Origin of the sequence: Micromonospora sp. NBC_01405 (assembly GCF_045040155.1) — a bacterium.
GTDB lineage: Bacteria > Actinomycetota > Actinomycetes > Mycobacteriales > Micromonosporaceae > Micromonospora.
Genome location: NZ_CP109532.1, coordinates 5,512,103 through 5,532,800 on the forward strand (window position 1 = coordinate 5,512,103; position 20,698 = coordinate 5,532,800).

Below are 20,698 nucleotides of genomic sequence, written 5' to 3' on the forward strand. Positions count from 1 at the left end.
AGGGGGATCGTCAGCGCAGACGGGACTCGATGGACTCGATGATCCGCGGGCGCAGTTCCGCGGCGCGGATGACGGCGTCGACGGAGCCGACCTCGACCGCGCGCTGGATGTTGTGCACGCGGTCGAACTCCGTGGCCACCTCGCCGAGCTTCTCCGGGCGGACCGTCGAGCGGAGTTCGTCGAGCTCCGCGGTCAACGCGGCGCGGTCGGCGCCGGACGCCGCCGCGACGCGGGCCTCCAGCTCCCGCACCCGCGGGTCGGCCGCGGTGCGGGCGTTGACGTCGCCGGAGAACACCACCGCGGCGGCGGGAGCGCCGCCGAGCACCGAGGCGAACGAGCCCTCCAGCGCGAGCACGGTCATGTTCGGGTTCAGCGCCTTCGAGAACACCACGAACGCGCCGCCGTGGTACCGCGAGATCACGCAGAACACGATGGGCCCACGGAAGTTCACGATCGCGCGGCCGATCTCGGCCCCGTACTCCAGCTGCAGCTTGCGCATCGACTCCGGCGAGCCGTCGAAGCCCGACAGGTTCGCCAGCACCACCAGCGGCCGGTTGCCGCTGGCCGCGTTGATCGCCCGCGCGGCCTTCCTCGACGACTGCGGGAACAGCGTGCCAGCCGTGTAGGTGTCCGGGCCGTCAGTGGGCGGGAAGCCCCGCCGAGACACCGACCGCGACTCGATGCCGAGCAGGCACACCGGCATGCCGCCGAGATGCACGTCCTGCACCACCGCGGTCTCCGCGTCGGCCATGCCCGCCCAGCGTTCCAGCACCGGGTGGTCCTGGTCGGAGAGCGCCCGCATCACGGACCGGATGTCGAACGGCTTCTTGCGGTCCGGGTTGGCCTCGGCGGAGAAGATCTCGCCGACGGTGGTGAAGTCGCTGCCCGCCACGGTGTGCGGGAAGTCGGAGATGTCGCGGTCGACGGGGTCGGTCGTCCTCGCCCGTCGCGGCCCCTCCTCGCCGGGCGCGACGTACGTGTGGTCGTAGTGCGACATCAGCACGGCCCGCGCGGCGGTCAGGCTCGGCGCCCAGTACTGCGCCTGCCCGTTCGGGCCCATCACCCGGTCGTAGCCGCCGATGCCGAAGTTGTCCTCGGCCGACACGCCACCGGAGAAGTCGAGCGACTGCTTGCCGGTGAGCACCATCGCCGAGTCCGGCGTCATCACCAGGATGCCCTTGGTGTGCATGAGCATCGTCGCCTCGGCGTTCCAGTACGGCTGCGCGCCGACGTTGATGCCCGCGACCACGATGTTGATCTCGCCGCCGTCCTGGGTGAACTCGACGATCCGCTTGAGCGTCGCCGCCACCCAGTCCATGTTCTCCGTGCCGGACTCCATGGAGATCCGCGCGCCGGAGGACAGCGCGTACCACTCCAGCGGCACCTGCATCCGCTCGGCCAGGTCCAGCGCGGCGATCACGCGGCGGCACTCCGGCTCCGACAGCGCCCCGAGCGACTTCGTCGGGTCGCCGAGCAGCACGATCCTGGTGACGCCCTGCGGGTGTCGCCGGGTCGGCGTGGAGACCACGCCCGCGACGATCGCCGCCCTGTTACGGCCCTTGGGCCGGTCGACCGGCACCAGCGCGTGGTGCTCGTCGAGGTCGTGCTCGACGAAGTCGCCGAGCAGCCCGGTCAGCTCGTACGGGTACACCGTGTTGCGGCTGCTCGCCCGCAGCACCTTCAGCCGGTAGTCGTCGAGCGGCTCGACCGGCTCGTCCGACGGCTCGCCGATGATCAGCTCGGTGCCGCCGGTGGCGTCGAAGGAGATGCGTACGGCGATCTTGTTCAGCTCGCCGGTCGTCCGGTCGCGCTGCCGCGCGATGAACAGGATCTCCTCCAGCCCGGCGCCCGCGGTCGTCGGCAGCACGCGCCCGGCGATCGTCTCCAGTTCGGCGCGGGTGAGGTCGCTCGGCGGCCAGACGTAGATCACGATCCGGTTGGTGTTGAAGCGCTTCTTCGACGGCCGCTGCGACTGCGCGCGGCGGATCGAGTCGAGGCAGGTGGCGACGGTGTCCTCGGCCGTGGGCAGCGCGACCAGCCGGCCGTCGTGCTCGCGCAGCTCGGTCAGGTCGCGCACCTGGGCGAACGCGACGAGCCGGTCGTCCGACGGGTTCTCCCGCGCCCCGCACTGGAAGAGGTAGACCTCCTCGTCCGACGACGGCAGCCGGGTGAGGTCGAACTTGCGCAGCCGCTCAAGCTGCATCCGCTGCGCGATGTACGGGTGCAGGCCGCGGATCAGCCGTTCCTCGGCCATCCCGGTGGTCGACGGGCGGAACGTGAAGTGGTGGTGCATCACCGCGCCGCGGCTGCCCGCGACGGTGGCGGTGAGCCTGCTGACGTGGCTCGGCAGCGGGTGCGCGGCGATGACCTCGTGCAGGGCGGCGGCCATCGCGTCGGAGTCCTCGGGCTGCCCCTCCCACGCGAGGTAGATGTCGGCGTCGATGGCCTCCTGGCCGCTCGCCAGCTCGGCGAGCCCGCGCAGCGCGTCGCCCAGCGCCTCGAACCGCACCGCGGAGGTCACCAGCCGCGAGCCGGCCCGCTCGGCGACCACGAATCTGCAGCCCGAGACGTCGCCGGTGCGGACACCGGTGAGGCCCTTGTTGCCGTAGTACCGCCGGGTCAGCACCTCCAGCAGCACCGAGTTGTCCACGGCGCCCCGGACGAGTCGCTGGCCGAGCAGCCGTACCAGCGGCTCGGTGCTGCGTACCATCTCGGCGATGCGCTCGGCGCGGTCCGGCGTGTCCGGGTGCTCGTCGAGGAAGCGCAGGTGTTTGCGGACGCCGGCGTACACGAGGGCGCGGTTGCGGCGCAGCAGCGGCTGGCCGAACCAGGCGAACACCACGCCGCGGGCGAGGTCGGCCACCACGGGGAAGCGGACCTGCGTCGCGGCGACCAGCCGTTCCAGCGCGAGACCGGCGGGCTCGCGCAGCGTCTCGTCCGGCGGCGGCTCGCGCAGCCACGCCCGCAGCAGCGTCGTGACGACCATGGCGTCGGTCGACGCCCGCTGCAGCGCGAGGAAGATCCGGAACACCGCGGCTTCGAGCTCGGGCGAGCGCTCCAGGTCGGGTACGCCGTAGTGCCCGAGGGCCTTGGCGAGCTTGGCCTGGAACGCCTCCGGCAGCCCGGCCCGCTCGACGTCGAGGCTCTGCAGATAGGTGTGGAAGTGCTCGCGGTCGCTGTGCACGTGGCCGTCGCCGCCGCCGTCCTCACCCGCCGGCCGGTTGCGGCTCAGCTCCGTCAGGTCGGCGAACAGGGCGACGAGTTCGAGCTCCTCGGCGAGGGGCCGCGCGCGGTCCTCGGTGATCTTCCGGCGCGCGGCGAGGTAGTCGTCGAGCACGCGGCGCTCGTCGTGCGGGTCGACGTCGTAGCCCAGCAGCAGGCTGCGCAGGTCTTCCTGGCCGCGCCGGGTGCGCTCCCGCGCCGGGACCTCCTCGGGCGCGGCGGGCAGGTCCAGCTCGACGGCGCTGCCGGCCGAGGCGTTCTCGGCCTCGGCGTCGTCGTCGGCGAGCGGCTCCAGCCGCAGCAGCGGCGCGCTGGTCTCCACCTGGCTGCCCACGAACACGAGGCATTCCTTGAGCCGGGCCTTGAACGGCGCCCGCAGCACCGTCTCCATCTTCATGCTCTCCAGCACCAGAATCGGAGCGCCCGCCTCGACCTCGGCCCCGACCTTCAGCGGCGTCGCGACGACCAGCGCGGGCGCGGGGGAGCGGACGACGCCGCCCTCGTCGCGGCTGACCCGGTGCGTCACGCCGTCCACCTCGACCAGGTGGATCGGCCCGTACGTGCTGGTGAGCAGGCGGTACCGGGTGCCGTTGACGAGAATCTGCCCGGTGTGCCGGTCGAAGCGGTCGAGCTCGACGTCGGCGGTGCGGACGTCGTCACCCGCCTCGACGCCGACGCGGAACCGGTGCGCGCCGACCCGCGCCACGCGCACGCGGTAGCCGGCGCCGCGCAGCTTCAGATCCAGCGGGCGGCCACTCTCGTGCTGCACCTGCGGGCGTCCGCCGAACGCCGTCGACACGAGCCGCTGTCGCTCGGCGCGTTCCTCCTCCTCGTACGCCTCGATGGCGGCGGCGGCCAGCGCGACGGCGGAGTGCCGGTGCGTGACGAGCCGGCCCTCGCCGCGGACGCGGTCGATCCAGCCGGTGTCCGCGCTGGCGTCGATCACCTCGGGCTGGTCGAGCAGGTCGAGCACGAAGCTCTTGTTCGTCGCGCCGCCCTCGATGATCACCGTGGTCTGTGCCATCGCCCGGCGCAGCCGGCCGAGCGCCTCGTCGCGGTCGCGGCCGTAGGCGATGATCTTCGCGATCATGGAGTCGAAGTCGGCGGGGATGGTGTCGCCCTCGCTGACTCCGGTGTCCACCCGGATGCCCGGCCCGGCGGGCAGGGCCAGCCGCGCGATGCGGCCCGGGGAGGGCGCGAAGTCGCGGTCGGGGTCCTCGGCGTTCAGCCGGGCCTCGATGGCGTGCCCGCGCTCCGCCGGCGGCTCACCTTCGAGCCGCCCGCCCGAGGCCACGTGCAGCTGCGCCTTGACCAGGTCGAACCCGGTGGTGGACTCGGTGATCGGGTGCTCGACCTGCAGGCGGGTGTTGACCTCGAGGAACGCGAACAGCTTGTCGCCGGGGTGGTAGAGGAACTCGACGGTCGCCGCGCCGCGGTAGCCGACCGCGAGGGCCAGCCGTTCGGCCGACGTCTTGAGCTCGGCCGTCTGCGCGGGGCTGAGGACCGGCGACGCCGACTCCTCGATGACCTTCTGGTTGCGCCGCTGCACCGAGCAGTCGCGGACCCCGAGCGCCCAGGCGGTGCCCTCGCCGTCGGCGATCACCTGGACCTCGACGTGCCGGGCGCCGGTGACCAGGCGCTCCAGGAACACGACGCCGCTGCCGAACGCCCGCGCGGCCTCCTGGCTGGTGCGCTCGTAGGCGTCGGCGAGTTCGGCCTCGTTCGTGACCACGCGGATGCCGCGCCCGCCGCCGCCCGCGGTCGCCTTCAGCATCAGTGGGTAGCCGATCCCGGCCGCCGCCGCCAGCGCGGCGTCGAGGGTCTCGACCGCGCCGCGGCTCCACGGCGCCACCGGAACGCCGACCTCCTCGGCGATCAGCTTCGCGCCGATCTTGTCGCCGAGCTTGCGCATGGCCTCCGCGCTCGGCCCGACGAACGTGACTCCGACCTTCTCGCACAGCTCCGCGAACGCCGGGTCCTCCGCGACGAAGCCCCAGCCGACCCAGGCGGCGTCGGCCCCGGTCTCCACCAGCGCGCGTTCCAGCACCTTCAGGTCGAGGTACGGGCGCGCGGACGCGGGACCGAGATCGTAGGACAGGTCCGCCTCGCGGACGAAGGTGGCCGTACGGTCGACGTCGGTGTGTAGGGCGACAGTCTCGATTTGGGTCCTGGTCTCCGCGGCGATGTCCCGTACGGCGTGGATGAGCCGCATGGCGGCCTCACCACGGTTGACGATGGCGACACGACTGAACACCCGACCGAACCCTTCTGTAGTCCGACGACGGGTGTGCCGCGACACGGCGACCCCCGGCAGTGTTCACCCTTCCGTCTGCCGGTGGGGAACGCCATGTCGCAGACAACGCACGCTGGACGGCACCAGTTGTAGGAAACCTACAAAGACCGTTGGCCGCACACGCCTAACCAGGGCAGGTGCGAACGGAGCGGCGGCGCGTTCTTGCCCTGCGCCGGCTGTGATGCGGATCACGATCGTGGCGGCCGGCGGCACATACCGATCCCCGGCCGCCCCGTCGTCCCGCCCCGCCGCCCCGTCCTGTCGTCCTGTCGGTCAGTCCCACCGGTCCTGGTTGAGGAACCGGGCGAAGCCCCGCCACGAGTTCGGCCCCATCGCCCCGTCGATCGGGCCGGTGTAGCCGTAGCCTGCGGCGAGCCGCTGCACGGCCTTCCACGAGTTCGTCCCCATCACCCCGTCGATCGGGCCGGTGTAGCCGTAGCCGCGCATGGCCCGTTGCAGCGCCGCGTAGGTGTTCGCCCCCGGTGCGCCGTCGATCGGGCCGGTGTAGCCGGACGTGATGGACAGCCAGTTCTGGGCGCGCATCCACATGACCGGGCCAGGGGTGCCGTCCTGCTCGGTCGTGGTCTTGGGCAGCGGGTCGTCCGGCGGCGGGTCGGTCGGTCCGCCGTTGACGATCTCGAACGCGCTCGGCTTGGCCACGTTCACGTCCACCGAGGCGATGCCCCCGGTCGATCCCTTCGAGCTGTACTGGTGCGCGCTCCAGGTCGGGTAGGCGCCGCCCAGGTTCGGCTCACCGGGGTAGCTGCCGTTGTTGGCGCCCCACATCGCCACCCAGAGCTTCACGCCCGCCGCGATCGTTCCGGGCCACGTCCGGGAGCGCAGGTCGGCCGCGCCCAGGTACAGCCAGGGCACGTGGTTGCCGATCCGGGCGCGCATCCGCTGGAAGAATGTCGTGACCTCGGCGTCGTTCCACAGCCTCGTCGAGTCGTCGAGCACCTCGTTGTCCAGCGCGATCACGTCACCCGGCCGATAGTCGCGCAGGTGGGCGGCGAAGTAGTCGGCGGCCTGGGTGGGGGTCTGGAAGTCCCCGGCCAGCCAGTAGTGGCCGACCCTGAGCCCCGCCGCCCGCGCGCCGTTCACCTGGATCGCGTACTGCGAGCCGATGTACGGGCCCTCCGACAGCTGGGAGCCGCCGGCCTTCACGATCACGAACTGGTGGCCGTCGGCACGGACACTGGCGAAGTTGATGCCGGCCTGCCAGGTGGCCACGTCGATGCCGGACATCGTGCCGGGCGGCACCGCCGCCGCAGCGGCGGGCTTCGCGGTGGCGGGCGTCGCCCCGATGCTCACCGGCAGCGCGACGGCGATGGCGACCGCCACCGCGAGCCGCCCCAGGACGGTGGTCATGCCAGGTCTCCTGCCGGAGCGCCCGTGCCACCGCGTGGCGGGCTGATCGTTCCACAGATATTGATGATCATCGAATGATGGTAGAGGGTGGTCGGTCGCGATGCCACCCCTGTGTCACCGGCGGGGCGCGCTCCGACCCCTACTTCAAACATTGATGTAGGCCACTTCGATGGCTATCCTCTGCACGTCAATGATCATCCACGAGCGCGCGGAGGAACGATTATGGGCCATGAATACCTGCCCGGCTGCTGCGGCGGTGGCGGAGAGCAACCGCCGGCCGGGCTCAGCCGCCGTACGCTGCTGCGCGGCACCGCCCTGACCACCGGCGCCCTCGCCGTCGGCGGTGTCTTCGGCCTGCCCGGGATCGCCCACGCCGCGCCGTCGATCTACAACCCGTTCGCCGGCTACGCGATCACCGGATCCTGGCAGGAGCACCTCAACAGCGGCTCGCTCGGCGGCATCGACTTCGGGATGGGCGTCGGCACCAACCTGCCGGCCTGCGGCGCCGGCACGATCCAGAACATCCCGAACAACGGCACCGGCGGGCACACCGTCACGATCCACCACGCGGACGGATACCGCAGCCAGTACATGCACCTGTCGCAGTTCCTGCTGGGCAACGGCGCAGCGGTCGGCGCCGGTGCGATCGTGGGACGGTCCGGAGGGGCCGTCGGCGCCCCCGGTTCCGGCAGCTCCACCGGCCCGCACCTGCACTGGCACATGATCAACCCGAGCGGGGTACGGATCAACCCGCTCAGCTACATCGGCTCGAACCCGGGCGGCGGCCTGCCCAAGACCTCGACCGAGCAGGACGGCATCCCGGGCACCATCTTCTACAAGCGGATGCAGAACTGGCTGCGGATCACCTCGGGCTACACCGGCCCGATCGACGGCGCACCCGGTCCGAACACCTACGCGGCGCTGCAACGGGCCATGCGCGGCTACGGCTACACCGGCCCGATCGACGGGGTGATGGGGACGAACTCGTGGAAGGCCGTGCAGCGACTCGCCTCCGGCTACGGCTACACCGGCCCGATCGACGGGGCGATGGGGCCGAACTCGTGGCGGGGCTTCGCCCGGTTCCTCAACCAGGACCGGTGGAACTGACCCTCCCTCGACCCGCGCTGTCGGCCGAGGGACAGCCGGTCAGCCGGCCGGCTTCTCCCAGACCGAGACGTGCCCGGTGCTCTCGTGGGTGAAGGGCTCCCGGGCCCATCCCGCCCAGCGGTCGCGCAGGCGTAGCCCGGCGAGCTGGGCCATCAGGTCCAGCTCGCCGGGCCACACGTACCGGAACGGGATCGAGCGGAACTCGCCGCGCCCGTCGACGACCTTGACATAGTTCGAGCTGCACGCCTGGGTGGCCGTGTCGTAGACGTCGTACGCCCACTGGGTCGGGCCGGTGTGCCACAGCACGACGTTCTCGCCGGGCGGGAGCCTGCGCAGCGACGGCACCTCCACCTCGATCACGAACCGGCCCCCGGGTTCGAGGTGCGCCGCGACGGTGCGGAAGCAGGCCACCTGCTCCGCCTGGCTGGTCAGGTTCATGATCGTGTTGTAGACCAGGTAGCCGAGCGAGAACGTCCCGGCGACCCTGGTCGTCGCGAAGTCGCCGATCGTCACGCCGACCGCGTCGCCGCCGGGCTTGGCGCGCAGCCGGGCCACCATCGCCCGGGACAGGTCGACGCCGTGCACCGGCACCCCGCGACCGGCCAGCGGCAGCGCGATCCGTCCCGTCCCGACGCCCAGCTCCAGGGCCCGACCGCCGCCGGCCAGCTCCGCCAGCACGTCCACCGTGGCGGCCACCACGCCCGGGTCGAACCGCTCGTCCGACGGGTCGTCGTACCTCGCCGCCACCAGCTCCCCGAAGTATCCGTCCCCGTCGTCCATCGGCGGACCGTACCGCGCCCGCCTCCCGGAACGCCGGGAATTACCGGCGGGTCAGCTCCGGCCGGCGACCCGGGCGACGAAGGTGCGCCAGGCTGCCGGGGGGAAGGTGAGCGCCGGGCCGGCTGGGTCCTTGCTGTCGCGTACGCCGACGACGCCCGGGAGGTTGTCGGCCACCTCGACGCAGTCGCCGCCGTTGCCGCTGCTGCGGCTGCTCTTGCGCCACCGCGCGCCACGCCGCCTGGGCGCCAGCCCCGCCCCGGGCGTGCTGCACACCCGCTTCCTCGGCTGGCTGTCCCCCCGCCGCCGCCGGCAAGGTCCGCACGAACCAACTCCACCGCAGAGGCGAAGCCGTCCGGAATGAACCAGGGACACGGCGAGGGGCCGGGACGTCGACCTCGTCCGCCGGGCCTGGCCGGGAAACGGCCGTGCCGGCGCCCACCCGGGCCGTAGGGTCGATCCACAGGCCCGGAGCCGGCTCCGGGGAGCGACCGTCTGAGTTCGAGGACTGGTGATGGCCCGGACGCACCGCCCGTCACCGGCGCTGCTGGTCAGCCTGCTCACCTCGACCGGTCTGCTGGTCGCGGTGAGCCTGGCGGTGGGCCACCACGCGGCCGCCCGCTGGGAGCGGGACCTGTTCACCCTGCTCAACCGCCTGCCGGCCGGGCTGACTCCCGGGCTGGTCGTGGTCATGCAGGTCGGGTCGTACGTGGCCGTCTTCGTCGTCGCCGCCGTGGCCGCGCTCATGCGACGCTTCGCGGTCGCCCGCGACCTGCTCCTGGCCGGCAACCTGGCGTACTGGCTCGCGGTGCTGGGCAAGGCCGCGGTGGCCCGGGAGCGCCCCGCGGCGCTGCTGGCCGACGTGCGGACGCACGACACGATCACCGGAGCGCTCGGCTACCCGTCCGGGCACGTCGCGGTCGCCTCCGCCCTCTGCATCGTCACCGCCCGCGCCGTCGATCCGCGCTGGCGTCGACCGCTGTGGGCGGTGATCGTCCTGGTCGCCCTGGCCCGCGTGCACGTCGGTGCGCACCTGCCCGCCGACGCGGTCGGCGGGTTCCTGGCCGGCTGGCTGGCGGTGTGCCTGACCCGCCTCATCGTCGGCGAGGTCGGCCCGGAGCAGTCCACCTCGCGGCTGCGCCAAGTGCTCGCGCAGCGCGGGATCGACGCCGTCCGGCTGGAACCGATCATCGGGGACGCCCGTGGTTCACGGCCCTGGCGGGTGGACGCCGCCGACGGCCGCCGGATGTTCGTGAAGGTGACCGGCGGTGAACAGCGCGACGCCGACTGGGCGTACAAGCTCTACCGGCGACTGCTCTACCGCCATCTGGCGGACGAGCCACCATATGCCACCGCCAAGCAGAAGAACGAGCACGAAACCTATCTGGTCCTGCTGGCGCAGCGCGCCGGGGCGCGCGTGCCCGCAGTCGTCACCACCGCCACCACCGGGCGCGGTGACGCCCTGCTGGTGCAGGAGTTCGCCGACGCCCCCTCGCTGGACGCGACGACCGGACCGCTGCCGCTCGACGCGGCGGCCGACGTCTGCCGACAGGTGGCGCTGCTGCACCGCGCCGGGATCGCGCACCGCGACCTGCGCGCGGCCAACATCCTCATCCACGGTCGGACCGCGTACCTCGTCGACTTCGGCTTCGGCGCAGATGACGCCTCGGCCGACCAGCAGTCCCGGGACGTCGTCGAACTGCTGGTCACCCTCGCCGGTCGGATCAGCCCCCGGGCCGCGGTCGACGCGGCCGTCGCGCAGCTCGGCGGCGGGCACGTCGCCGACAGCCTGCCGTACCTGCAGAAACCGGTGCTCTCCCGGGCGGGACGGAGCACGCTGGGCCGGTTCCCCGACCTGCTCGACCAGGTACGCGGCGAGATCCTGCGGCACTGCCCGGACCGCGACGACCGACTGGCCCGTGTCGTGCGGGTAACTCCCCGCGGCATCGGGCTGCTGCTCGTCCTCGGCCTGCTCGTACACCTCCTCCTTCCCCAGGTCGGGCAGGTACGTACCGCCCTGCACCTGATGGCCCACGCGAACCCGTTGGCTGTCGCCGCGTCCCTGCTCGCCTCCGTGGCCACCTATGTGCTCAGCGCGGTCGTGCTGCGTCTCTCCATCGCCGACCGGATTCCGCTACGGGAGGCGACCGTCGTGCAGGTCGCCGCGTCCTTCGCCAACCGGCTGGCCCCGGGCAGCGTCGGCGGCGCCGCCCTGAGCCTGCGCTACCTGCACCAGAAGGCGATCCCCACGGCAGAGGCGGCCACCGCCGTCGCCGTGTCCCGCGTCGCGGGCATCGTCTCCGTCGTGCTGCTGCTGCCCGTGCTGCTGCCCTTCGCCCGCCGGCCCGCCCGCACCCTGACCCACGAGGCCAGCGCCAAGGCGCTGCCCATCCTGTTGACCGTCGTGGCGGTGCTGCTGGCCGCCGCGACGGTCCTCGCCATCCCCCGGCTGCGCCGGCAGGGACGCGCCGCAGTCGGTCAGGTGCGGTCGGCCCTGCGCGCCCTGACCCGCCAGCACCGGCTGGCCCGGCTGGTCGTGTCCTCAGTCGCCCTCACCCTCTGCTACGGCGCGAGTCTCTACCTCGCGGTGCTCGCCGTCGGCCACCCGGTCGACCTCACCCTGGTGCCCCCGGTGATCCTGGTGTGCGTCGTCGGCGAGGGCGTCTCCTCCGCCGCCCCCACGCCCGGTGGGCTCGGGGCCACCGAGGCGGCTCTCGTGTCCGGGCTGCTGCTCTACGGGCTGACCGTGGAGACGGCCGTCGCCGCGGTCCTGATCTACCGGCTCGCGACGTTCTGGCTGCCCGCCGTCCCCGGATTCGTGGCCCTACGGGTGCTCCTCCACCGACGCCTGGTGTGACCGTGCGGAGCGTGGCGGCGGGCTCGTCGTCGACAGGCGGCCAGTCGTTCTCCGTCAGTCGCCGGGCTGCCGCAGGTACGCCAGCACCGCCAGCACCCGGCGGTTCGCGTCGTCGGTCGGCGGCAGGTCCAGCTTGGCGAGGATGTTCCCCACGTGTTTGCCGACGGCGGCCTCGGAGACCACCAGTTCCCGGGCGATCGCCGAATTCGACCGGCCCTCGGCGACCAGGGCGAGCACCTCCCGCTCCCGGGCGGAGAGCCGGTCGAGGGGGTCGCGCTGCCGGCGCAGGAGTTGCCGGACCACCTCCGGGTCCACCACCGTGCCGCCGTCGACCACCCGGCGCAGCGCCCCGGCGAACTCCTCGACGTCGACCACCCGGTCCTTGAGCAGGTACCCGACCCGCCGGCCGGCCCCGGAGTCGAGCAGGTCGGCGGCGGCGCCGTGCTCGACGTGCTGGCTGAGCACCACCACCGCCAGGTCGGGGTGCTCGCGGCGCAGCCGCAGCGCGGCGCGCAGCCCCTCGTCGGTGTGCCCGGGCGGCATCCGCACGTCGGTGAGCACCAGGTCCGGCCGGTGCTCCGCGACCGCCACGAGGAGCGCGTCGGCGTCCCCGACGGCGGCCGGCACCGCGAAGCCGAACCGGACCAGCAGCCCGGCGAGGCCCTCCCGCAGCAGGACGTCGTCCTCGGCGACCACTACCCGGACGGCGGTTCGTGCGGGGTCCACGGCAGCTCCACGGATAGCAGGGTAGGCCCGCCCATCGGGCTGGACAGGAACATTCTGCCGTCGGCCACGGCGACCCGGTCGGCCAGCCCGGTCAGCCCGGATCCCCGGGCCGGGTCCGCGCCGCCGCGCCCGTCGTCGCCCACCTCCACCAGCAGCGCGTCGCCGCGCCGCCGCAGCCGCACGGTGGCCCGGGTCGCGCCGCTGTGCCGGGCCACGTTGGTCAGCGCCTCCGCCACCACGAACCAGGCCGTTGCCTCCAGATGCGCGGGCGGCCGGGCGGGCAGCACCGCGTCCACGGTCACCGGCACGCCCGCCCGGTCGGCCAGCTCCTCCACGGCGCAGGCCAGGCCGCGGTCGGTGAGCACCTGCGGCCGGATGTCGTGGATCAGCGCCCGCAGCTCCGCCATCAGCTCCTTGGCCTGCCGGTGCGCGTTGGCCACGGAGAGCGCCGCCGGGGAGTCGGGCGGCAGGTCCAGCCGGGCCAGCCCGAGCTGGAGGGTCAGGCTGACCAGCCGCTGCTGTGCCCCGTCGTGCAGGTCACGCTCGATGCGTCGCCGCTCCGCCTCGAACGCGGCGGCGAGCCGGGCCCGGGACCGGGACACCTCGACCAGCTCGGCCCGCAGCCGCTCGTCCGGGCCGGCGGCCAGCAGCGCCCGGGTGAGCGCGCCGTGCCCGCCGGCCAGCAGCCCCACCAGCCAGGGCACGGCCGGGGCCGCGATCAGCCCGACGAGGGCGTACGGCACCGCCTGGCCGATCGTCGCGGCCGTGCCGATGCCGAGCGACACCGGCTGGTCGGAGCCGGCCACCAGCGCGGGCGCGGCCAGCAGCACGCCGATCAGCAGCAGCACCACGGCGACCGCCGCGTAGAGCACCGGGACGACGGTCACCAGCAGCGCCAGGTCGGCCGAATCCCGCCAGGCCGCCGAATCGGAGTATCGGGAACGCAGCCAGTGGCCCGGGCTCTGCGCCGGTGGGCGGCGGGGGACCGGCCGGACGTCGACCAGCGGCAGCCGCCACCGCTCGACCATCGCCACCGGGGCGGCCAGCAGCGGCCCGCACGCCAGGGCCAGGGCCACGGCGAGCAGCGCCGCGCCGGCCCGCGCCGGGCCGGACCCGCCGGCCGCGAGGGCCGCGCACGGCAGCGCGAGCACCCCCAGCGGTACGCCTGCGGCCAGCACCACCGGCACGGTGCCGAGCAGGTACGCCAGCGACCGCCACGGCCAGCGGCCGAACGCGAAACCCGGGCGGGTCAGCGCCGCCAGGACCGTCTCCGGCTCCGCCGGGGCGGTGCGCGGCTCCGCCGCCGGGGCGGCACTCGGCTCAAGGGACGGCACCGGACCACCGTAGTGCCCGCCCTGGAGGCGGACAGGTATACCCATCCCCACCCCGACCTGGGGGGCTGCGCGTAGTGCCCGCCCCCGCCGCCGCGTGGTCCGCTGTGAGGCGGAACGGACCGGGCGGGGAGGAAGGGCGAATCGTGCTGGAACTGGTGGACGTCGGCAAGGTGTACCGGGGAGGCCGACGGGCGGTGGACGGGCTGACCCTGCGGTTGGGGCCGGGGCTCGTCGGGCTGCTCGGTCCCAACGGGGCGGGAAAGTCGACGCTGCTGCGGATCGCCGCCACGGTGACCCGGCCCAGCAGCGGCCGGGTGCTCTTCGACGGGGCGGACGCGGTCGCCCGACCCGAGGCGCTGCGCCGCACCCTCGGGTACCTGCCGCAGGACTTCACCGGCTACCCGAAGCTCAGCGGGCGGGAGTTCCTGACGTACCTCGCGGCGGTGAAGGGGCTGTCCCGGCGCTCGGCGCGGGCCCGGGTCGACGAGCTGCTGGAGCTGGTCAACCTCACCGACGCGGCCCGCCGGCCGCTCGGCGGCTACTCGGGCGGCATGCGGCGGCGGGTCGGCATCGCCCAGGCGTTGCTCGCCGACCCCCGGGTGCTCGTCGTCGACGAGCCGACCGCCGGTCTCGACCCGGAGGAGCGGGTCCGGCTGCGCAACCTGCTCAGCGACCTGGCCGCCGACCGGGTGGTCCTGCTCTCCACCCACATCGTCTCCGACGTCGAGTCGGTGGCCGGGGACATCGCGATCGTGGCCGGCGGTCGGCTGCGCCGCCGGGGCGCTACCGCCGACCTGCTGCGACCCCTGGTCGGCCGGGTGTGGGAGGTCGACCTGCCGCCGCAGGAGGTCCCCCGAATCGCCGCCGGGCACGTGCTCACCCGCACGCTGCGCACTCCGACGGGGGTACGCGCCCGGGTGCTGGCCGCCGCGCCGCCCGCGCCCGGCGCCGTGCCGGTCACCCCCGACCTGGAGGACGCGTACCTCGACGCGATCCACGCCCCGCAGCCGGCCGCGCCGACGGCGGTGTGGCGGTGAGCGCCCCCCGGGTGTCCGCCCGCCTCGCGGGGCAGGCCCACGCGGCCGGCGCGGTGGCCCTGGCCGACCTGCGGGAGCGGGTACGCCGGCCGGCGTACCTGGTGGTGCTGGGCGCGGCGATCGGCCTGGGTTTGCTCGCCGCGCCCGCCGCCGACGCCCACTGGGTGATCCTCGACGCGGGCGGCTGGCGGGGCCGCTACGACAGCGCCTGGACCGGCACGGTCACCGCCCTCGCGGCGGCCCTGTGGCTGCTGCTCGGCGGCTTCTACGTGCTGCGCGACGGCATCGAACGCGACGAGCGCGGCGGCGTCGGCGAGCTGCTGGCCGCCACCCCGTTGACCCGGGTGGCCTACCTCGCCGGGAAGTTCGGCAGCAACCTGCTGGTGCTGGCGTCGATGACCGGCGTGCTGGCCGGCACGGCGGTGGTGCTGCAACTGGCCCGGGGCGAGTCCCGCGCGCTCGACCCGGTGGCGCTGCTGTCGCCGTTCCTGCTGCTGACCCTGCCCGTGCTGGCGGTCACCGCGGCGGCGGCGGTGCTCTTCGGCACCGTCCGGCCGCTGCGCGCCGGGCTCGGCAACGTCGTCTGGTTCTGCTGCTGGACGGTCGCGGTCGTCGCCGGGCAGGGCGCCGGTGCGCCGCTCGGCGGCCTCGGCAGCCACCGGGTCGCCGCGTCCGTGGCCGCCGACCTGGCCGGGCGGGGGGTGCCGTTGAAGGGCGCGGAGTTCAGCCTCGGGCTCACCGCCCGGGACGCGCCGCTGCGCGTCTTCGACTGGTCCGGCCTGCACCCGGACGCCGGGTTCGTCGCCGCGCGGTTGCTGCTCCTGCTGCTGGCCGCCGGCCTGGCGGTGCTGCCCGCGCTCTGGTTCACCCGCTTCGACCCGGCCCGTGGCCGCTACCGGCCCGCCCCCGAGGGCCCCGCCGGGCACCCTGCCGCCGTCGTGGCTGCCGCCCCGGGCCCGTTCGCCGGCTCGGGCCCGTTTTCCACCCAGGGTGGCATCGCCGCCCCGGGCCCGTTCGCGGCCCCGGGCGCGGTGCCCGGTTCCGGCGGGCCGGCGGGCTACCCGGCCGCCGCGTTCGGTGGGCGGCCCCGGACCCCGGCCCGCCCCGGGGCAACCGCCGGGCGGCTGCTCGCCGGCGAACTGCGGGTGCTGGTGCAGGGGCTGTCCCGCTGGTGGTGGGCGGGGGTGGCGGCGCTCGCCGTCGGGGCCGCCGTGGCGCCGGCCGACGTGGCCACCCGGGGACTGCTGCTGGCCGCCTGGATCTGGCCGGTCCTGGTCTGGTCCCGGCTCGGCACCCAGGCACACGCCGAGGGCGTCGAGCCGCTGCTGGCCGCCCACCCCCGGCCGTACCGTCGGGTGGTCGCCCAGTGGGCGGCGGGCGCGGCGCTGACCGCTGCCGTCGGTGGGGTGCCGGCGCTGCGGATGGTGCTGGCCGGCGACGGTCCGGGGCTCGCCGCGTGGGCCGCCGCCGTGCTGCTCCTGCCCGCCGGGGCGCTGGTGCTCGGCGCGCTCACCCGCAGCCCGCGCCCGTTCCAGGTCGGCTGGGTGGCGCTGTGGTGGGCGGCGGTGAACGGGCTCGGCGGGCTCGACGTCACCGGCGCGGTACGCCAGGACGGGCTGCCGGCCGGCCCCGCGCCGCTGCCGCTCGTCGGAGCCGCCGCCGCGCTGCTGGCCGTCGGGCTGCTCGCCGCCCACCTGCGCGAAACCACCCGCTGAGGTGGGCGGGCCCACCCGCCGCCGGGGCGGTGGCGGGTGGGTCGGGGTGGGTCAGCCGACGGCCTCCGGTATTCCTGACGACCGGCCCGGCCCCTCCGGTCGGCGACGGAGGGTCTTCGAGGGATCGACGCAGCGTTTATCCTGTGCCCCGACCGACCCGTCGGAGGAAACCGCATGCCGTCGCGGCAGGACCAGCTTCACTCGTACCAGTTCACCGTCCAGCGGGCGGTCGCCGCCCTGGTCATGCGGGAGACGGACCCGGCGCGGTCGCCGTTCCGGCGGCTCGCCGGGGCCGGGCTGGCCAGCGTGCTGGTCGCCGCGATCGCCCTCGGCGGCTTCGCCCTGTACGGGCTCTTCACCGGCGGCGGCAGCAAGTGGCGCGACGCCGGCGCGGTGATCGTGGAGAAGGAGTCCGGCGCCCGCTTCGTCTACCGCGACCAGAAGCTGCACCCGGTGCTCAACTACGCCTCCGCGCTGCTGATCATCGGCGCCGAGCGCCCGCAGACCGTGCTGGTCGCCCGCCGCTCGATCGAGGGGGTGCCGCGCGGCCTTCCGCTGGGCATCCCCGACGCCCCGGACTCGCTGCCCGAGCGGTCCCGCCTGGCGACCGCCCCGTGGACCGTCTGCTCGGTCGCCACCACCGAGGCGGAGCGGGTCGCCCCCCGCTCCGCCGTGCTGATCGGGGTGGCCGCCACCGGTGGCCGGCCCCCGGGCGACGACGCGATTCTGCTCCGGCACCCCGGCGGTGGCCTGCACCTGGTCTGGCACGCCCGCCGGTACCTGCTGCGGGACGCCGGCCGGTCGCTCGCCGCGCTCGCCGCCACCCGGCAGCGCGCGGTGCCGGCCGCGTCCGCCCTGATCGACAGCATTCCGGCCGGGGCCGACCTCGCCCCGCCGGAGCTGCCCGGCCTCGGGCGGCCCTCGGCCCAGGTGTCCGGCGCGGCGGTCGGCGACGTCTTCCTGATCCGCAACTCCGGCGGTGGCCGGCAGTACGCCGTCGCCCTGTCCGACGGCCTCGCCGGAATCACCGAGTTGCAGGCCAACCTGCTGCTCGCCCGCACCGGCCAGGGCGAGCCGGAGGCGCTGACCCTCGGCCGGTTCGCCGCGCTGCCCAAGCAGCCCGACCTCGTGCCGGCCGGGCCGACCGCCCCGCCGACCGGCCCGCCCCGGCTGGCCGCCCCGGACGGCGGAGCGCTCTGCGTCGGCGTCGGCGACGACGGGGAGGTCCGCGACGTGCGACTCGGCGCGGCCGTGCCCGACCTGAGCGGCAGCCCGCAGGCCGTGGGCGCGGCGGCGGTCGCCGACCACGTGGTGGTCGAGCCGGGGCACGGTGCGATCGTGGAATCGGCCGCCGCGCCGGGGGCCACCGGCGGCGCGGTCTCCGTCGTCACCGACCTCGGCCGGCGGCACGTGCTGGCCGACCCGGAGGTGCTCGGCGTGCTCGGCTACCGGGACGTGACGCCCGTCCGGCTGCCCGCCGGCCTGGTCAGCCTGGTGCCCGCCGGCAGCCCGCTCGACCCGGCCGCCGCCCGCGCCGTCGCCGGCCCCGCCTGATCGTCGGCCTACCGGGCCAAGGCTCCGGCCAACCCGGGTGTCCGGGCCGGCCCTCTCGCAACCCGGAATTCCCTCGACAGCGGCCTTGAAGGCGGAGTCGATGTCCGCGAGGAGGACGCCGTCGGGGTCGGCCTGCCAGGATCCGCGGCGTCAGCCGGGCAGGCCGCCGGGTGGGCGGCGCAGCACGGTGACCGCGAAGTCGGCGTCGTCCCGCCAGGGGCGCAGGTCCCAGGTGGCGAAGCGGTGCTCCCGGCGCAGCCCGGCGGCGACCGCGTCGGCGTCGAAGTCGACCAGCGGGTAACCCCGGTCGGTGCCGAAGCCGACCACGACCACGCCGTCCGGGCGCAGGTGGGCGGCGACCCGGCGGAGCACCTCCGGCTCGGTGCCGGGGGCGACGAACGCCATCACGTTGCCGGCCACCACGGCCGCGTCGAACGGCTCCGGCTCGCCGACTGCCGCCAGGTCCAGCTCGGCGAGGTCGCCGACCAGCCAGTGCGGGCCGGGGTGGTCGGCGCGGGCGGCCTCGACCAGCGCCGGGTCGGCGTCCACGCCCACCACCGTGTGACCGCGGGCGGCCAGCGCCGCCCCGAGCCGCCCGGTGCCGCAGCCGGCGTCCAGGATCCGGGAGCCCGGCGGCACCAGCGCGTCGAGCAGCCGGGCCTCCCCGGCCAGGTCGGCGCCCTCGGCCGCCAGCCGACGGAAGCGGTCGATGTACCACTGCGAGTGCTCGGGGCCGGTGTCGGTCGTCCAGCGGGTCGGGTTGGCCATGACCCCACGCTAGCCGGGGTCCGGGGTGGCACGGACGGCCACCCGGGGAGGCTGCGGGAAAGGTCACCGTCGGTGCTGCGAGAGAGCCGGGCGGCCCCCCAGTGGGTCCGCGGCGACCAGGACGGGCGGGAGGTGACCTCGGGCCGGCCGTTACCGGCCGGCCCACCGCGCGATCGAGGATCGGAAACCCCGCGGCCAGCGGGATCGACACGGCCGAGGCGGATCAGGCGACGAAACGAGTGCGGCGACGACGGGCCAGGAGGTAGCCGCCCGCGCCGACGGCGATCAGCAGGCCGCCGAGGCCGGCGATCAGGCTGGTGGCGGCCCCGGTGATCGGCAGCGTTCCACCGCCATCGCCACCGCCACCGCCATCGCCGCCGGTGCCGCCGGTCGACTTGACCGTGATCTTCGCGGTGTCGTTGGCGGGGTTCAGGTCCTTGGCCGGGCTGCCGCCGCTGGTGAAGCCCTGCAGCCGCACGGTGCCGGTCTGGCTGCCGGCCCGGTCGATCCGTAGCTTGAACTCGAACTTCACCCGCTCGCCCCGGGGGACCGTGCCGCGGGCGGAGCACGAGTAGATCCGGGCTCCGGGCTTGCCGGGCTTCCACTCCTTCTCGGACGGGTCAACGCAGGAGCTCGACGCGGCGACGGCGGTGACACCCTTGGGGAGGGTCACCGTGGTGTTGATGGTGAGCGCCTTCTGGCCGCTGGGCCCGACGCGCGCGGGGCCGTTGTTGAGGTAGCCGACGGTCATCGGGACGGTGGCGCCGACCGCACCGGTGACGGTGGCGCCCTCCGCGGCGACGTCGGCACGGTTGTTGTCACCGGCGACAGTCAGCGTGATCCCGGTCTCGTTGTTCATCGGGTCGGTGTCGGTCTGGCCGAGTGCACGGGCCTGTGCGCCGCCGACCGGCACCAGCTTCAGAGCCTCGTCGGTGCCCTTGTGGCCGAGCGAGTTGATCAAACTGGACCTTTCCCAGTCGGCCGGGGTGAACCACGCGACCCAGCTGTAGTGCACGTTCGGCGCCCAGGCGTCGGCCGGGATCGTCCCGCCGAACGTCGAGTCCACCCGGACCGCCTCGCCGGGGGCCAGCGAATCGTCGAAGGTGCAGGCGAAGCTGCTGTCGTCGAGGATCAGGCTGCTGTACTTGCAGTTCTTGTACCGCTTCGACGGGGTGAACCCGAAGGAGCCGGAGAGGTACAGCACCATGCCGCGAACGGTCTTCGTGCCCCGGTTCGCCACCGTGAGCGGGACGTCGACCCGCTCACCGAGCCTGCCGTCGAGCGGGAGCTCACGCTCGGTGGCGAGGCCGACCCCCTCGCCGACGACGACGGTGGAGCGGTACGTCCCGGTGCCCACATCGGGCGCGGTGAGCGTGAACGCCAGCGTGCCCTGCTGGCCGATCTCCGCGCCCGCCCGCGCCTTCACGGTGACGTCGAACAGGCTCGTCGGCTCGCCCTCGTCGGCCATCTCGCAGGTGATGACCTCGCCCTGCGTCGTGCAGTCCCCCCAGTCGCTGGCCACCGTGACCTCGGCGAACGCGGCGACCGCGCTACGGTCCAGCCGCACGGTGTAGTTGCCGAAGGGCCGGTCGGACAGTGGGCGCAGCTCGACCGACTTCTGCGGGCCGTCGGGGGCAACGATCACGTTGTTGGCGTACAGCTTGACGTCGGCGGTCGGCGCCGCGGCGGCGGCGGGGGCGCCGACGGACGCCGTGACGATCATGCCGGTCACGGCCAGCCCGGCGAGGCAGCGCCGGGCGCGATGGGTGTGCATGACGGATGCCTCCGGTTGCGGGCGACAGATGAAGTTCGGTGGAAGCAGTCGCGGCGCCGGCGACGACGAGCGCCGAGTAGCGGGTCGGGCGAGACCTGCGTCGAACGGCGTGCCGGGAAGCGGCGGGCCACGTCGGGGTGCAGGGTTACCGCCAAGGCTCTCACGG

At 74.5% G+C, this 20,698-nt stretch carries 13 protein-coding genes; 5 read left to right on the top strand and 8 right to left on the bottom strand.

Translation table 11 applies throughout. The annotated features are described in order from the left end of the window. Positions 1–10: 10 nt before the first annotated feature. Complete coding sequence (locus OG559_RS23870; protein ID WP_405107233.1) at positions 11–5,476, bottom strand: carboxyl transferase domain-containing protein; 5,466 nt, start codon at positions 5,474–5,476, stop codon at positions 11–13. A 312-nt stretch (positions 5,477–5,788) separates the two neighbouring features. Next, positions 5,789–6,883: a GH25 family lysozyme gene (locus OG559_RS23875; protein ID WP_405107236.1), complete on the bottom strand. Its 1,095-nt coding sequence runs from the start codon at positions 6,881–6,883 to the stop codon at positions 5,789–5,791. Between the two features lie 222 nt (positions 6,884–7,105). On the opposite strand from OG559_RS23875, the gene OG559_RS23880 reads away from it, so the two are divergent. After that, a complete protein-coding gene (locus OG559_RS23880) occupies positions 7,106–7,990 on the top strand; it encodes a peptidoglycan DD-metalloendopeptidase family protein (protein ID WP_405107239.1) in 885 nt (294 codons plus the stop codon). Positions 7,991–8,029: 39 nt separating this feature from the next. On the opposite strand, the gene OG559_RS23885 is transcribed toward OG559_RS23880, so the two are convergent. Together OG559_RS23885 and OG559_RS23890 are read right to left on the bottom strand one after the other, a co-directional pair. Next, positions 8,030–8,770: a class I SAM-dependent DNA methyltransferase gene (locus tag OG559_RS23885; RefSeq protein ID WP_405107242.1), complete on the bottom strand. Its 741-nt coding sequence runs from the start codon at positions 8,768–8,770 to the stop codon at positions 8,030–8,032. Between the two features lie 51 nt (positions 8,771–8,821). Then, positions 8,822–9,019 (bottom strand): DUF397 domain-containing protein, encoded by a 198-nt coding sequence (locus tag OG559_RS23890; protein WP_405116911.1) that lies wholly within the window; start codon positions 9,017–9,019, stop codon positions 8,822–8,824. A gap of 262 nt (positions 9,020–9,281) precedes the next feature. On the opposite strand from OG559_RS23890, the gene OG559_RS23895 reads away from it, so the two are divergent. Further along, positions 9,282–11,624: a flippase-like domain-containing protein gene (locus tag OG559_RS23895; RefSeq protein ID WP_405107245.1), complete on the top strand. Its 2,343-nt coding sequence runs from the start codon at positions 9,282–9,284 to the stop codon at positions 11,622–11,624. Positions 11,625–11,678: 54 nt separating this feature from the next. Here the strand turns inward: OG559_RS23895 and OG559_RS23900 are convergent, their stop codons facing one another. Further along, on the bottom strand, positions 11,679–12,350 hold the full coding sequence (locus OG559_RS23900) for a response regulator (protein ID WP_405107247.1): 672 nt from the start codon (positions 12,348–12,350) through the stop codon (positions 11,679–11,681). Further along, entirely contained in the window at positions 12,320–13,684 is a 1,365-nt protein-coding gene (locus tag OG559_RS23905; RefSeq protein ID WP_405107250.1) for a sensor domain-containing protein, read from the bottom strand. The genes OG559_RS23900 and OG559_RS23905 overlap by 31 nt, the downstream gene beginning before the upstream one ends. A gap of 143 nt (positions 13,685–13,827) precedes the next feature. Here OG559_RS23905 and OG559_RS23910 point away from each other — a divergent pair, with 143 nt between their 5' ends. The 3 genes from OG559_RS23910 to eccB all read left to right on the top strand — a co-directional run bounded on the left by OG559_RS23910 (position 13,828) and on the right by eccB (position 17,990). After that, positions 13,828–14,721 (top strand): ABC transporter ATP-binding protein, encoded by an 894-nt coding sequence (locus OG559_RS23910; RefSeq protein ID WP_405107253.1) that lies wholly within the window; start codon positions 13,828–13,830, stop codon positions 14,719–14,721. After that, positions 14,718–16,436, top strand: a complete 1,719-nt coding sequence (locus OG559_RS23915) for a hypothetical protein (RefSeq protein ID WP_405107256.1) — start codon at positions 14,718–14,720, stop codon at positions 16,434–16,436. Before OG559_RS23910 ends, OG559_RS23915 begins: the two co-directional genes overlap by 4 nt. A gap of 174 nt (positions 16,437–16,610) precedes the next feature. Further along, positions 16,611–17,990 carry a type VII secretion protein EccB gene (gene eccB, locus OG559_RS23920; RefSeq protein WP_405107259.1) on the top strand — a complete coding sequence of 460 codons (1,380 nt, stop codon included), beginning with the start codon at positions 16,611–16,613 and terminating at the stop codon, positions 17,988–17,990. Between the two features lie 150 nt (positions 17,991–18,140). On the opposite strand, the gene OG559_RS23925 is transcribed toward eccB, so the two are convergent. Then, entirely contained in the window at positions 18,141–18,758 is a 618-nt protein-coding gene (locus OG559_RS23925; protein ID WP_405107262.1) for a class I SAM-dependent methyltransferase, read from the bottom strand. A gap of 223 nt (positions 18,759–18,981) precedes the next feature. Beyond that, positions 18,982–20,532 (bottom strand): LPXTG cell wall anchor domain-containing protein, encoded by a 1,551-nt coding sequence (locus OG559_RS23930; protein WP_405107264.1) that lies wholly within the window; start codon positions 20,530–20,532, stop codon positions 18,982–18,984. Between the last annotated feature and the right edge of the window lie 166 nt (positions 20,533–20,698).